The organism is Pseudoalteromonas prydzensis, from assembly GCF_011050055.1.
GTDB lineage: Bacteria > Pseudomonadota > Gammaproteobacteria > Enterobacterales > Alteromonadaceae > Pseudoalteromonas > Pseudoalteromonas prydzensis_A.
The window spans coordinates 1-13,986 of record NZ_DRGM01000026.1 but is presented as its reverse complement, the minus strand read 5'-3'; the positions used below and the strand labels follow the sequence as shown (position 1 = coordinate 13,986).

Genomic DNA, 13,986 nt, shown 5'->3' with positions numbered 1-13,986 from the left:
CTTAATCCTTTTTGATATTAATCCAATTTGTAGCATTTTCTACAACTGTGAAAGTTGCTCCAGTGGTTGTTTGATAGTTTTTAAGCTTCCTAGATGCTGAGGTTGAATAGTTAAAGTAAATAGTTCTCATAAAATTCGCTTCTCTATCAACGATTGCACAAAGGGGTTCTAAATCGGGGTGATTATGATTTCCACTACCATTAGTTGAAATAAAAAATGCCGGTGCATCTATCAATTTTAGGAGCTCTGGGCTGGTGTTGTGGATACTACCGTGATGAGATATTTTTATTGCATCAAACTCTAAGTTATCGCCTTGAGCTTTCATTGCATTTAATTCAACTATAATATCTTCGGCCCAAGCGTCAGCTAGCATAAGTACTCTAACACCGTCTAACTCAATTATAGTTGCAATTGAACTTCCATTTGTTTTTGACTCATCAGGTGAGTATATATCCTCAAGCTTTATATTTTGGCCAGAAGATGTTAATTCTGGGAGCTTGGTATTTTCTTCTTGCCTATGTTCTAAGCTTAGCTCAAATGCATCATCGACAATTGTATTTGATGTAACAGATTCAGTAAGTCCATAACGCTTTAGCTCTTTTTTCCATGAGTGTAGAAGTTCTTGTAGTCTTAACTTTGTAGGGGTTATAACTTTTATTGAACCATTAGGAAGAGATGTGTATGAATTCTCTTCTACGCATATGTTTTTTAAACCATGTTTCTCATTCCAACAATATCGACCTTTATTTATCAAAGTTGCTAGTGTACTGCCTTGTCTAGCGCTAATTTCTTCTACTTGCTCAGTTTCTGCAATTAAATTCTTGGGGTGACCTCTTCTTATGAACGATTTCAGGATTTCTAAGCTTTCCTGTGAAATTTCAGAACTATTTGGTAATGAAAGGCTTCGAAGACTATTGTGCCAAACTTTTTTGATCGAGATAACTTTACTTAATATTTTACTTTCGTTCAGTAATAAAAGTCGGATAATTCCGCCAATATGATCAGCATCAATATGAGTTACAATAACTAAATCTAGAATATTACCTTTACTCGCTAAGTTATCGAGATCTTGTTTTATGTGTTTATCGAAGGTCTTTGCATAACCGCCATCGATCAAAATATTAGTATCGGAAGAGCAAATCAAAAATGCATCTCCATTTTCGGCTGGGTACATTTTAATTTTCACATTAATTTCCCTTTATTGATTTTTTTAATTCTTGTTTGTTAAAAATATACTCTCAGATCAATTGTTATAAAAGTTAATGTGTTGGCGCAGCACTTAATCCAAAAATATCAAGTTAGTATCAGGTTGTTTATTCTTAAACTTTAGTTATTTAGTTGATTTTTTGAGTTCCTTGATTAGCTCAAGCTTTTTCTCCGTGTCTAACTTTGATATTTCAATTACTAGCTCTGCTGTTGTCTCATCTTCACAGAAAAAATAATTCAATGGAACATTTAGTTCATCAGCGATCTTTTTTAGAGTCGTTAAATCTGGAATATGACGGCCTTTTTCATAGTGGTTCATGCGACCACTCGCTGAGTTTTCATCCATACCGATAAGTATCCCCAGCTGCTTTTGAGTAATACCTGACTTAGCGCGGGCTTGTTTGAGTCTAATTGGGATTGGATTTTGGAACACAAAAGTATCATTTTTTCAGTCTCTAATAGCTTAGATTGTCTAAGTTTTACAATAGTTTGTACACTTAGGAATCCTAAGTCTGATTTGTGGGTATGTTCTTAAAATCACTCTCAAGCATAAAACTTAGTATTTCTAAGTTTTGCATTGTTCTATATACTTAGCAACCCTAAGTTTTCTTAATTGTTGTAGTATAAGAAATGCCCCACGTTATCAAATTAAACCAACATATTTATTCCCTTTTGATCGAAAAAGAGTGCAATGGCTTTACAATTGTCGAGCTCAGGGATGAGTTATTAACCGTAACTGATACATATCAAGATATAGATGAGGCACGTAAATTCATTTATAGACAAACGACAGCTCTTGAGCGGAAGGAACTCCTAAATTCAAAAGGAAGTGGCCGCCATAAAAAATATTTTAAAACTGAGCTGTTTAATAACGTTACGTTTGTGGCGAAACAGGTTGTAATTGAACAAGAAAAATCAATTAGCAGTAATACTGATAATCAAGCATCACCGCTTGTTGAAACCTTATTAAATGAAAAGAAACACTTTGAGGCTGAGCTTGCAATTTTATTAGGGGAAGTTGATGAATATAAAGCTCTACAAAAGCGATTCCCTGAGCACCTTAGCTTGTTCTACTCTGCATTAGATGATGCTAAAAATAATTCAGCTAAGTTATTAGGAAAAGTTAACGCTTTAACTACTGTATTGGCCTCTTTGGATAATGGTGCACGGCAATGTTGAGAAGTTGGCAAAAAGAATGTGTTGAGTTAGCGGTAAAGAAATACGCTGTTAGTGATAAGCACTTTCTATGTCAGGCTACTCCAGGTGCTGGTAAAACAATAATGGCAGCATCATTGGCCAAAACGTTATTTGATAAAAAAATGATAGACAGAGTGATCTGCTTTTCACCATCGGTTGAAGTGGCTAATAATATCAAAAGAACATTTGGAAAAATAATTGGGTGTTCATTTGATGGCTCATTTACGGCTGTAGGTGTTTCAATGACTTATCAAAGTTTATGCTCCATTCCTCAAAGTACCTGGGATGGGCTAAGTAAATACCGTACATTTTTTATTTTTGATGAAATACACCATTGCTCGTTCTCGCAAGATAAATCTAAAATCAATACGTGGGGTGAGAGAGTTGTTTTCCATTTACAGGATATTGCAACTTACACGCTTGCGCTATCAGGCACTCCTTGGCGCTCAGACGCTCTTCCTATCGCTTTAGTGAACTATTCTGCAGAAGGTGAGTTGATATGCGATTATCAATACAGCTTGAGTCAGGCCATTAGAGATAATGTGTGTAGAGAGCCAAAAATAGTTTTAGTTGATAGCAATAATATTTCGGATGGTCACGATACATATGGGTCTATAGCTGAATTTGTTAGGCAAGCTCACTCAACGTACCAAGAGGTGCTTAATAATGACTCTGCACTTAGATATTTACTAAAGTTAGCCGTATTAAAATTGTCGGAGATAAGAGCTTCAAACCCAACTGCCGGAGGCTTAGTTGTCGCGTCTTCAGTTAAGCACGCTGAAATGATAAATAGTTTATTAATTGAAGAATTTAATCAAACGTCAACCATAGTTACTTACTTACACGATAATTCAACACAGAAAATTAATTTATTTAAGTCATCTACTGAACAGTGGATTGTTAGTGTTGGTATGATCAGTGAAGGGACCGACATACCTAGGCTACAAGTATGCTGTCATTTAAGCTCTATAAAAACAGAGTTGTATTTTAGGCAAGTTCTAGGGCGCATTCTTAGGTCTGGCAAAGGTAAAATTGAATTCGCATGGTTATTCACATTTGCAGAAACAAGCTTAGTTGAGTTTGCTGAGCGTATTAATATTGATATACCAGATAGTTGCTCTTATGTTGATATGGAATGTGACACAATCTTGGTGAGAGAAGATATATTTAGACCTTTAACATCGCCAAAGATAAACAGGGATAATAAGTTAAAAGAAACCCTTGATAAACTCGTTCTAGGGGGCCTAACTTCAGAACGCGGTATAGCTTATGATGAGCTGCTTTCAGGTTGTTCATTAAGCAGTATACAAATTAAATCACTTAGAACTAGAGTTATAGAAGCATTTTTATAGTTCCATAAAATGAGCCATATTCTGTTTATATTATCACTCTTAGTACATAAATAAGGCTAGCTTTTATTTGACTCTGCTAAGTAATGGGAAATTTTTTAGAGATAAGTATCGAAATTATTGCCTCAGCTACATCCTTGATTTCACCATATTATTAATTTCAGAAACAACTTTTAGGGTAATAAATTTATTCCAAATTTACTAACGACGAATGCAAACACTCCAAAAATAAAACAAGTTATTAAGGCGCTGAGGCCGAGTGATGGCCAAAAACCAAATCGGTGTAGTAATGATGGAAATATTAAAAACATCGGTAAGGTAGGCACAACATACCAAAATGTGTACCAGGCATGACTCGCAATTTTCTCTGGCGGCTGTTTTTCAACGTACAACCAAATCATCGCTAAAATGGTTACCAATGGAAGTGCTACAATTAGTGCTCCGAGTTTATCACTGCGCTTTGCGACCTCTGAAACCGCTACAACAATTGCTGCTGTCACTAAGTATTTAAAAATTATCCAACCCATGTATTACTTTCCTTTTTAAATAAAAAATAAAAACCGATTGCCTATCGGTTTTTATTTTGCCATGATATGGCTATGTTGTTAAGAGATATTTGATTATGCAGTTAGGCGAATTAGAAAAACTAGTACTTCAATATTTGTGGTCTTCTAAAGAAGCGGATGCAAAGCATGTGCACAGTCGTTTAGGTAAAACACGTGGCTGCACTCTCAATACTATTCAAAGCACCCTTGAAAGACTTTATAAAAAAGGCCTTCTTAGCAGAACTAAGCAGGGTCATGCTTATAATTACCGAACTAAAGTTGATCGTAACTCGCTTATAGCTACTTTAATAAATGATATTACAGCTGACTTTGTTGAAGAGGGTGAAAACAGTTTAATTGCTGCATTTTCTTCTACTTCGACTAATTTTAATGATACACAATTAGATGAGCTCGAAAAGCTTATAGAGCAACAGCGAAAACTACGAAGCGGAAAAGTGTAAACATGATTGTTGGAAATTGGGCCGTGTTTTTAAATCTAGCGAGCGCAGCGGTGACCGCTTTTATTTGTGTGATCATATTGATTTCCTTCTTCCACACCTCGCTTTGTAAAAAACTTACTATTTTCCAGTTTACCGAGCGTAAGTTCATGCTTTGGTTAACTATTAGCAGCCCTTGGTGGATCTCATTATTGTGTGCAGCTGTATTTTGGCAGGCACATCAAAACCAAATGTCTAATTGGTTGCAAGGGGTTGCTCACTGGCATCACCTAGAGGTTTTCTCTGTCTATAGTTGGCATTCGGTATTACTTATATCAGCAGCTTGTTTGATGACAAGCGCTAGCGTACATGCATTTTTTAGTCTTAATAGACATAGTTCAGCAATGAGCAGTCTGTTGGCTTTATCAAATACTCAACCTCACAAAGATTATCCCAACCAGTCTGTACACGTTATTGACCACCTTGTACCAGAGGCATTTACTGTTGGTTTTTTCAATCCAAAAGTGTATATAACCAGCGGATTACAAGCACTTGATGAAAAAACAGTACACATAGTCATACAGCATGAACTAGCACATTTAAAAGCCCGAGATCCGCTTTTTAAAACACTGTTTAGTCTATTTGGTTGGTGTTTTCCTGCGTCAACGCGCGCGGCGTTACAGCAATCTTATACGGCTTTAACAGAACAAATCGCTGATGTCGGTGCAACGCAAAGTTTTGATGGATTAGATGTGGCTCAAGCACTTATTAATGTTGCTCGATTTCAACGACAACAACATATTACGAATGACAATATATACATGAGTCATTTTAGTAATGAACAAATAACTCAGCGTATACAAACATTGTTAATGCCAATCTCCACTACGCCTAAGCTACTTTTAATGATCACCTTGTTTAGCTTTGTGGTTATCACTTTATTCACACTGTCGACTGTCGATAGTGTCCACCATCTTATCGAAACTTTTTTCATCCACTAAGTAAGGATTAAAATGAAATCATTTAGTAGTCATTTTACCCACAAAAAACCGATTGGTAGTCGGTTTTTTGTGGGAGTATTGATGGCTTTTACAGCACTGCCGTGTTTTGCAAGTGCTGAGGCTTATCAAACATTAAATCTAAAGCAAGCCATCTCATTTACGCTTGCTAACAACCCGCAATTACAGGGCTTCTTTTATCGAGATAAAGCCCAGCAAGGCAAAATAAAGCAAGCAAGTATAGGCCAAAGACCACAAATAGGCTTAATGGTTGAAGATGCTTTTGGGACAGGTGAGCATAGTGGTTTGCAAAATATGCAATCAACCTTAACTTTCTCTTGGCTGATGCAACAAGAGCAAATTGATAGTCGCGTAAAAGCAAGCCAGTCTGAACTTGAGCAGTTACGTTTAGATAAACAAATTATTGCACTTGATTTAGCCGCGATGACTGCGAAGCAATTTATTCAACTACTGGTGAAAGAAGAGGCACTAAAGCTCAATAAAATGGCAGTAAGACAAGCGAATGAAGTTGTAAATGCAATAGATAAACGAGTTCGTATTGGTCAGTCGTTGGCTATTGATAAAAATTTAGCCAAAGCTGAACTAATTAAACAAAAATTACTTGTCGAAGATCTTGAGCATGAAATAGCTAGCGGAAAATATCAGCTTTCAGCCTTGTGGGCAGAGCCTCGCACTGACTTTACACTTACAGGTAACTTATTGCAGTTACCTAAAATTGTAGATTTTCAGTCACAGTTCGAGCGCTTTAAAAATGCGCCTCGTTTGATGCAGTTAGCAAGTCAAAAACGTATTGCACAATCACACATTGAATTAGCTCAAATTGAAGCAAAACCACAATGGCAATTCACAACAGGCTTACGTCGCTATGAATCTACGGATGACTTTGGGCTCGTGGCCGGTGTTTCTATTCCGTGGGGAGCATCTGGCAGCAATGCCGGAACGGTCGCTAAGTTACGTGCCGAGCAAGATGTATTAACAGCGCAAGCGAAGAGTTTAACTCAACAAGCTAATAGCCAGCTTTATGCTTTGCTTCAAGAAGTTAAGCATTCTGTTCATGTAATTACCACCTCAAAAAATGAAATCATTCCCACGCTAGAAACCGCGCTTACCCAAGCAAAACAAGCATTTAACGTTGGTAAATTGAATTACAACCAGTGGAGTAGCGTGCGTCTGGCGCAATTAAGCGCGCAATCAGAACTACTTAGCGCTTATGAAAGCTTACATTTACAGCATATAGAAATTCAGCGTCTTACTGGCGCATCGATAGAACAATGAGATTATTTATGAAAACGACAAACTTTATTCCCTCCATAACCGTTGCCGTATTACTCGGCCTCAGCGCGGGGGTACATTTACCCGCTAGCGCAGTATCAACACCTACTACAGAGCAAGCAGAGCCTGAAAAAGGGCCGCATAATGGTCGTATGCTTCGTGAAGGAAGCTTCGCATTGGAGTTAGCGATTTTCGAAACAGGCGTACCACCTGAGTTTAGAGTATGGTTAACGGATAATAAAAACCCAATTAATCCCGACGATGTTGAATTAACGGTTACGTTAACCCGATTAGGTAATGTGATTGATGATATTAAGTTTATTAGCCAAAGTGACTTTTTACGTGGGGATATGGAAATTTACGAACCGCACTCTTTTATTGTCACAGTAAATGCGAGCTACCAAGGAAAAAAATATCGTTGGCAATACGATAACCTAGAGGGGCGAACAAAAATCGAACCCGCAGTAGCAGATGCAATGGCGATTGAAACTGCAATTGCAGGGTCTCAAAAGCTTCATCAAACGATCCCTGCTTATGGACAGGTTTGGTTACCGCCGAGTGCGCACCGCACTGTTTTTGCACGTTTTGAAGGTGTTATTACACACTTAAATGTAAAGCTTGGCGATAAAGTAAATAAAGGCCAAACTTTAATGACGATTGAAAGTAATGAAAGTTTAAACCCCTATGAGATAAAATCGCCTATTGCTGGTTTTGTCGCAAAACAAATGGCTAATTCAGGTGAGCAAACGAATAACCGAGAACTGCTTGTTATCACAGACGCGAGTCAATCTGTCGTTAAATTAGCAGTCTACCCGAGCGATTACAGCAAAGTATCTCAAGGCACTCTAGTGAGCATTAAGGCAGAAGGTAGTCTTGTGAATATTGCTGGTAAGGTATCATTTATAGAGCCAAAAGTTAGAAGTGATCAGGCAAGAATGGTGTGGGTTACGTTGGCACAACAGGCTGAGCCTTTGTTGGAAGGGAGTTTTGTTAAAGCCGATATTGAAACTGCTTCTTTTGAAGTTCCTTTAGCGGTAAAGAAAATAGGCTTACAGAGCTTTCGTGATTTTACGGTCGTGTATACAAAAGTCGCTGATGAATATGAAGTCAGGATGCTTGAGCTGGGTCGTTCAGATGCAACATGGGTAGAGGTACTAGGTGGACTGCCTGCTGGTACTGAGTATGTTACTGAAAATAGCTACATCATCAAAGCCGATATTGAAAAGTCTGGCGCGTCACACGATCACTAGGAGAGCGTAATGTTAGAATCGATTTTACGCTTTGCTATAAAGCGAAATATCCTCGTTCTTGTCATGGTATTAGCCATTGCAGGATTAGGCTTATGGAATTTTACTAAACTACCTATTGATGCAGTACCTGATATAACTAATGTTCAGGTTATGATCAACACCGAAGCGCCAGGCTATACGCCGTTAGAGGTTGAACAACGCGTTACTTTTCCCCTCGAAAATGCATTAGCTGGGCTACCAGGGCTTGTAAACACACGTTCTGTGTCTCGTTATGGTTTATCGCAAGTTATTGCTATTTTTTCTGATGATACCGATGTTTACTTTGCTCGCCAGTTGGTTAATGAGCGGCTGTCTAGTGCTCGTTCCGAGTTACCGATAAACCTTTTACCTGAGCTTGGCCCGATAGCTACTGGGTTAGGTGAAATTTTTATGTTTACGGTTGATGCTATACCTGGCGCTAAAAACCCCGACGGTAGTGAGGTAACTCCCATTGATTTACGAACAATACATGATTGGACAATTCGCCCTCAATTAATGCGGGTGCCAGGTGTTGTTGAAGTAAACCCTATTGGTGGTTACGAGCGAGAAATTCTCATTGCGTTTAAACCTGAAAAACTACTGGCTTATAATCTTACCTCAGCAGATGTTGTTGATATTATTGGTCAAAACAATCAAAACCAAGGCACAGGATTTATTGAAAAAAGCGGTGCACAATGGTTAATTCGCGTCCCTGGTCAGGTGGCTGATTTAACTGAAATCACAAATTTACCCATTAAAACCATCGACGGTAGCGCAGTGTTTATTAAAGATGTTGCCACTATAAGTGATGGTAAGGGGCTTCGTACCGGTGCTGCTACTCAAAATGGCCGCGAAGTGGTGATGAGTACCGTGTTCATGCTAATAGGAGAAAACAGCCGCACAGTTGCACAAGGCGTGGGTGAAAAGTTAAAAGAAATCAATGCCAGTTTACCCGAAGGTATAGTTGCAAAAGCCGTCTATGACCGAACTAAACTGGTAGATAAAACGCTTAATACTGTTCAAACTAACCTGCTCGAAGGGGCCATTTTAGTTATTGTTGTATTATTTATATTACTGGGGAATTTCAGAGCCGCATTTTTAACGGCTTTAGTGATCCCATTTGCAATGTTGATGACAATAACCGGTATGGTACATACGCGAGTCAGTGCAAACTTGATGAGTTTAGGGGCATTAGATTTTGGTCTATTGGTTGATGGTACGATAATTATCGTCGAAAACTGCTTACGTCGTTTAAGTATGAGAGGTGATACCCCTCTTTCTTTAAAAGCACGTTTAGATATTGTTTTTACGGCTACACGAGAGGTTATTCGACCCGCTTTATTCGGTGTATTCATCATCACCGTTGTTTATTTACCTATTTTCGCGCTTGAAGGCGTTGAAGGAAAAATGTTCCATCCAATGGCATTAACGGTTGTGATTGCTTTGCTTTGTTCAATGGCGCTTTCGATCACATTTGTGCCTGCAATGGTCGCCCTATTATTTAAAAAGCCAATTAAAGAAAAACCTAATCATATTATGCTGGGGTTAAGCCGTGTTTATAAACCAGTACTCGCATTAGCATTAAAAGGCCGCTGGGCAGTAGTACTAATCGCTTGTTTACTTGTGACATTTTTTGGTTATCAAGCAACACGCTTAGGGAGCGAATTTGCACCAAATCTTGATGAAGGTGATATCGCTATGCACGCGCTTCGTATTCCAGGTACTTCCTTAAGCCAAGCGATTGAGCTACAAAAAGTCTTGGAAGAAAAAATTACGCAGATGCCTGAAGTAGAACGCGTATTTGCAAAAATTGGTACCGCGGATGTAGCAACAGATGCAGTACCACCTAGCGTAGCTGATAACTTTATTATTCTAAAACCACGAGATCAGTGGCCAAACCCAAATAAATCTAAAGCTCAAATAGTAGAAGAGTTAGCTGCACTAGTCGAGCCTATTCCAGGTAACAGATATGAATTCTTACAGCCAATTCAAATGCGTTTTAATGAATTGCTTGCCGGCGTTCGCGCAGAATTAGCGATTAAAGTATTTGGTGATGACTTTGAAACACTCGCTACGTTAGGAAAAGAAATTGAATCTGCGATTGCAAATGTTGATGGCGTAGCTGATTTGATGGTTGAGCAAACAACAGGTCTACCTATGCTTGAAATTATACCCAATACTGAAAAGCTAAGTCAGTTTGGTATAAGCAAAGCACAAATTCAGTCACAGTTAGCTACCGCATTAGGAGGAGCTATCGCAGGCAAGTTTTATCAAGGCGATATTCGTTCTGATATTGTCGTTCGTTTAGAAGAAGTGCAACGTAGTAATGTTGAAAAGTTGGGTTACTTACCTATTAACTTACCAAATGGAAGCTCTATACCATTACAAGAATTAGCTACCATCAAGCTAACTAATGGTGCAAATCAAATTAATCGTGAGAATGCCAAACGGCGTATTGTAGTAACCACTAATGTTAGAGGGCGAGACTTAGGAAGTTTTGTTGGTGAGATTCAAGCGACTATTGAAAATGAAGTTACGATCCCTTCCGGCTATTGGATTGAATATGGAGGAACGTTTCAAAAGTTACAATCGGCCTCTGAGCGGTTAAGTGTGGTTGTGCCAGTTACATTGTTAATGATTATAGGTTTACTTATTTTAGCCTTAAACTCACTTAAAGATGCTGCAATTATTTTTACCGGTGTGCCTTTAGCGCTTACAGGTGGAATTGCAGCATTGTTGTTGCGTGATATTCCATTTTCAATATCTGCTGCTGTTGGCTTTATTGCTTTATCTGGTATCGCCATATTAAATGGCTTGGTAATGGTATCGTTTATTCGTGAGTTACGCAGCTCAGGGATGGGGCTTAATCAAGCGATAACAGAAGGGGCATTAACTCGCTTACGTCCAGTTATAACTACAGCACTGGTTGCCTCATTAGGATTTATACCTATGGCACTTAATACAGGAATTGGTTCAGAAGTACAGCGACCTCTAGCGACCGTGGTGATTGGTGGCATCATTTCATCGACCTTACTAACATTATTTTTGATCCCCGCACTCTATCGACTTTTACACAAAGAAAAGGAGTCTATTTTGACTGAAAGTGAAACGTTGGAGCGATCTGATGCCAACTAAAATAATAAACTTTAGCATAGTGATTTTAATGCTTATTTTGGCTTTATTAAGCTTTGAGGCATTAGCACACGGAGTCGATGATAGTACTCGCGCTTTTTTAGAGCAAAACCAAGGTGTACAGTTTGTGCCATTTATTTATATTGGGGCAAAACACATGATCACCGGTTACGACCATATATTGTTTTTAATCGGTGTGATCTTCTTTTTATATCGCAGCAAAGATGTATTGCTGTATGTCACCATGTTCACCATCGGCCACAGCACAACCTTACTACTTGGTGTGCTTGGCGATATTCAGATTAATGCCTATTTAATTGACGCTATTATCGGTTTTTCAGTTATTTATAAGGGCTTTGATAACTTAGGTGGGTTTAAGCGTTGTTTTAATTGGCAGCCAAATACAAAAATGGCTGTGCTTATTTTTGGTTTGTTTCATGGCTTTGGCTTAGCAACCAAGTTACAAGAGTTTCAATTACCCGAAGATGGATTACTGACAAATTTAATTGCCTTTAACATTGGCGTAGAACTTGGCCAATTTTTAGCGCTCGCAGTTATCTTAATTGCCATTAATGTGTGGCGTAAACGGCCGTCATTTCATCGTTTTTCAACATTTATCAACGGTGCGTTAATGAGTGCCGGCTTAATGCTAGTCGGCCTTCAATTAACCGGCTATATAATTAATTAATTTAGAGAAATATATGCAACATACAGTTAGTTCAAAAACACTTATAAAAGCCAGTATCACCGCTTCATTAGTTGCGATAATCGCCTTTGTGCTATTTATCCTTCCGGCAGAATATAACATTGATCCAACCGGGCTCGGTAAACAACTGGGCGTTACTAAAATAGCTCAGACATCAGCGCAAAAACCACTTAAAACATCAGATTCATTGCAAGTGGGCAGTGATGAGTTTCAAACAATTGAAGTCACTATCCCTGCAAATCGCGGGGTTGAATATAAATTTGAGATGCAACAATATGAAAAAATGACCTACGAATGGATGACCGATGGCGCTTCTTTACATTTTGATTTACACGGAGAGCCAGCAGGAGACACAACCGGTTACTTCGAAAGCTATGCAATTGCCAATTTAAGCGAAATGAAGGGCAGCTTTACCGCCCCATTTGGGGGCTCACATGGCTGGTACTGGAAAAACAACTCAGATAACCCCGTAGCTATACAGCTTTTAGTAAAAGGACAATATAAAGTAATTGGCTTAAAACAATAAACTTAAAACTTAATAGGAGAAAACAATGAATAGATTAATTCCAATAGCATTAGTTTGTATTTCATTAATGAGTACTGGTGTTCTAGCACATAGTGATCATGGTCACGTTAGCGATCAACAAGCTATTAGTATTGCAGCTAAATCAATAAAGAAATTGGCCTTTAAAGACTATGGTTTTGAGGTTGGAAAACTAAATGATTCTTGGAAAGGTATTTCTTCAGAAGCATTTACTGTCGTAAACGAGAGCGATGATACTTATATTATCCAAGCATCAAATGATAGTGAACAAGTTTATTTCAAAATAGCTAAAAATGGTCAGCTTGTAGATGTAAAATCGAAAAACGATTTCTAATCTAATTGTTAATTGGCACTGTGAGTTTTTACAGTGCCAATTAACTATTTATCGTCAAAAACACTTTTAGCTATTTAGCAATCGAAGTTGGTGAGGTCTTCGAAGTGTCAGAACAGATTGATGCTGGACTCAAAGAGATAATTCAGACTTTAGACTGGGTCAGGTACCCCCATAAATAAACTGTTCATTATATTTTTAAATTAAATACTTTACCTTCTACCTGGCAAGCATCCATATCCCAGCAGCGATCATAAACAGGTTTTCTGTAAGTGAAATAAAGCCTAACGGTACATTACTATCACCGCCTACACATGCACATTTGAGTTCGCGCTTATCTATATATACGGCTTTAAAAACAGAAACAGCACCAACACCACCAATAAATAATGAAATAGGAGCAATACTATATGCTGGCAACCCAGCTATCATTCCAATACCAACAAACGCTTCTAAAAATGGGTAAACATAGGCATACCTCACTACTTTCATCGCCACTAAGTCATAAGTGATAAATGAATTTGAGAAACTAAATAAATCTTGAAGTTTTTGTATTGCCAACACAGCCATAGTTAACGCAACAAATAGCTCCACGGTTTTCATGGAAATTAATCCATGACCCATTGCAAAACTAAATGCCAAACTTAGTAAAAATGCGACCGCGAAGATTGCAATAACCGGGGTGTAAGTTGTACCTTGCTGTCCAGCTTTTGGCTTATCAAAGTAATCACGTAAGTCGTCATAACCACCGATACGTTTATCAGCAATAAATGTTTGTGGTGTGGTCTCTACGTTGTGCTTTGCTTTAAATTTATCTGTTTGTTCACGAGAAGATAATAAGTGATCATTAACATCATAACCCTCGCGTTCTAGAAGGTCTTTTGACTTTAAGCCAAATGGGCAAATATGCTCATCTGTTGCCATTCTATAAAGCTCTGCTGATTTACTCATGTTTAGCTCCCTTTTACGTATTCTTATAA

At 38.2% G+C, this 13,986-nt stretch carries 14 protein-coding genes; 10 read left to right on the top strand and 4 right to left on the bottom strand.

The window, feature by feature from the left end:
* Position 1 precedes the first annotated feature (1 nt).
* Together avs1a and ENH88_RS02095 are read right to left on the bottom strand one after the other, a co-directional pair.
* A complete protein-coding gene (avs1a, locus tag ENH88_RS02100; RefSeq protein ID WP_165724364.1) occupies positions 2-1,186 on the bottom strand; it encodes an AVAST type 1 anti-phage system MBL fold metallo-hydrolase Avs1a in 1,185 nt (394 codons plus the stop codon).
* 144 nt (positions 1,187-1,330) lie between these two features.
* Positions 1,331-1,639 (bottom strand): helix-turn-helix domain-containing protein, encoded by a 309-nt coding sequence (locus ENH88_RS02095; RefSeq protein ID WP_165724362.1) that lies wholly within the window; start codon positions 1,637-1,639, stop codon positions 1,331-1,333.
* Between the two features lie 197 nt (positions 1,640-1,836).
* Between ENH88_RS02095 and ENH88_RS02090 the strand changes: the two genes are divergently transcribed.
* Positions 1,837-2,385, top strand: a complete 549-nt coding sequence (locus ENH88_RS02090) for a hypothetical protein (protein ID WP_182758729.1) — start codon at positions 1,837-1,839, stop codon at positions 2,383-2,385.
* The gene (locus tag ENH88_RS02085) at positions 2,379-3,755 is read left to right on the top strand and encodes a DEAD/DEAH box helicase (RefSeq protein WP_304178935.1); all 1,377 of its coding nucleotides are present in this window, start codon (positions 2,379-2,381) and stop codon (positions 3,753-3,755) included. Before ENH88_RS02090 ends, ENH88_RS02085 begins: the two co-directional genes overlap by 7 nt.
* Before the next feature lie 170 nt (positions 3,756-3,925).
* Here the strand turns inward: ENH88_RS02085 and ENH88_RS02080 are convergent, their stop codons facing one another.
* Positions 3,926-4,279 carry a DUF3147 family protein gene (locus ENH88_RS02080; protein ID WP_008467186.1) on the bottom strand — a complete coding sequence of 118 codons (354 nt, stop codon included), beginning with the start codon at positions 4,277-4,279 and terminating at the stop codon, positions 3,926-3,928.
* Positions 4,280-4,374: 95 nt separating this feature from the next.
* Here ENH88_RS02080 and ENH88_RS02075 point away from each other — a divergent pair, with 95 nt between their 5' ends.
* Genes ENH88_RS02075 through ENH88_RS02040 form a run of 8 tightly spaced genes read left to right on the top strand, consistent with a single transcriptional unit; the run spans position 4,375 to position 13,009 of the window.
* Positions 4,375-4,758: a BlaI/MecI/CopY family transcriptional regulator gene (locus ENH88_RS02075; RefSeq protein ID WP_008467191.1), complete on the top strand. Its 384-nt coding sequence runs from the start codon at positions 4,375-4,377 to the stop codon at positions 4,756-4,758.
* Positions 4,759-4,760: 2 nt separating this feature from the next.
* Positions 4,761-5,735: a M56 family metallopeptidase gene (locus ENH88_RS02070; RefSeq protein ID WP_182758727.1), complete on the top strand. Its 975-nt coding sequence runs from the start codon at positions 4,761-4,763 to the stop codon at positions 5,733-5,735.
* 12 nt (positions 5,736-5,747) lie between these two features.
* Complete coding sequence (locus ENH88_RS02065) at positions 5,748-7,028, top strand: TolC family protein (protein WP_182758726.1); 1,281 nt, start codon at positions 5,748-5,750, stop codon at positions 7,026-7,028.
* Positions 7,029-7,036: 8 nt separating this feature from the next.
* Positions 7,037-8,275 carry an efflux RND transporter periplasmic adaptor subunit gene (locus ENH88_RS02060; RefSeq protein ID WP_182794240.1) on the top strand — a complete coding sequence of 413 codons (1,239 nt, stop codon included), beginning with the start codon at positions 7,037-7,039 and terminating at the stop codon, positions 8,273-8,275.
* 9 nt (positions 8,276-8,284) lie between these two features.
* Complete coding sequence (locus ENH88_RS02055; protein WP_182758724.1) at positions 8,285-11,428, top strand: efflux RND transporter permease subunit; 3,144 nt, start codon at positions 8,285-8,287, stop codon at positions 11,426-11,428.
* Complete coding sequence (locus ENH88_RS02050; RefSeq protein WP_165724357.1) at positions 11,418-12,113, top strand: HupE/UreJ family protein; 696 nt, start codon at positions 11,418-11,420, stop codon at positions 12,111-12,113. Before ENH88_RS02055 ends, ENH88_RS02050 begins: the two co-directional genes overlap by 11 nt.
* A 13-nt stretch (positions 12,114-12,126) precedes the next feature.
* On the top strand, positions 12,127-12,657 hold the full coding sequence (locus ENH88_RS02045; protein WP_165724355.1) for a hypothetical protein: 531 nt from the start codon (positions 12,127-12,129) through the stop codon (positions 12,655-12,657).
* A 25-nt stretch (positions 12,658-12,682) separates the two neighbouring features.
* Positions 12,683-13,009 carry a DUF6488 family protein gene (locus ENH88_RS02040; protein WP_016900200.1) on the top strand — a complete coding sequence of 109 codons (327 nt, stop codon included), beginning with the start codon at positions 12,683-12,685 and terminating at the stop codon, positions 13,007-13,009.
* 216 nt (positions 13,010-13,225) lie between these two features.
* Here ENH88_RS02040 and ENH88_RS02035 read toward each other — a convergent pair whose 3' ends face one another.
* Positions 13,226-13,957, bottom strand: a complete 732-nt coding sequence (locus ENH88_RS02035; RefSeq protein WP_016900199.1) for a MauE/DoxX family redox-associated membrane protein — start codon at positions 13,955-13,957, stop codon at positions 13,226-13,228.
* Positions 13,958-13,986 lie beyond the last annotated feature (29 nt).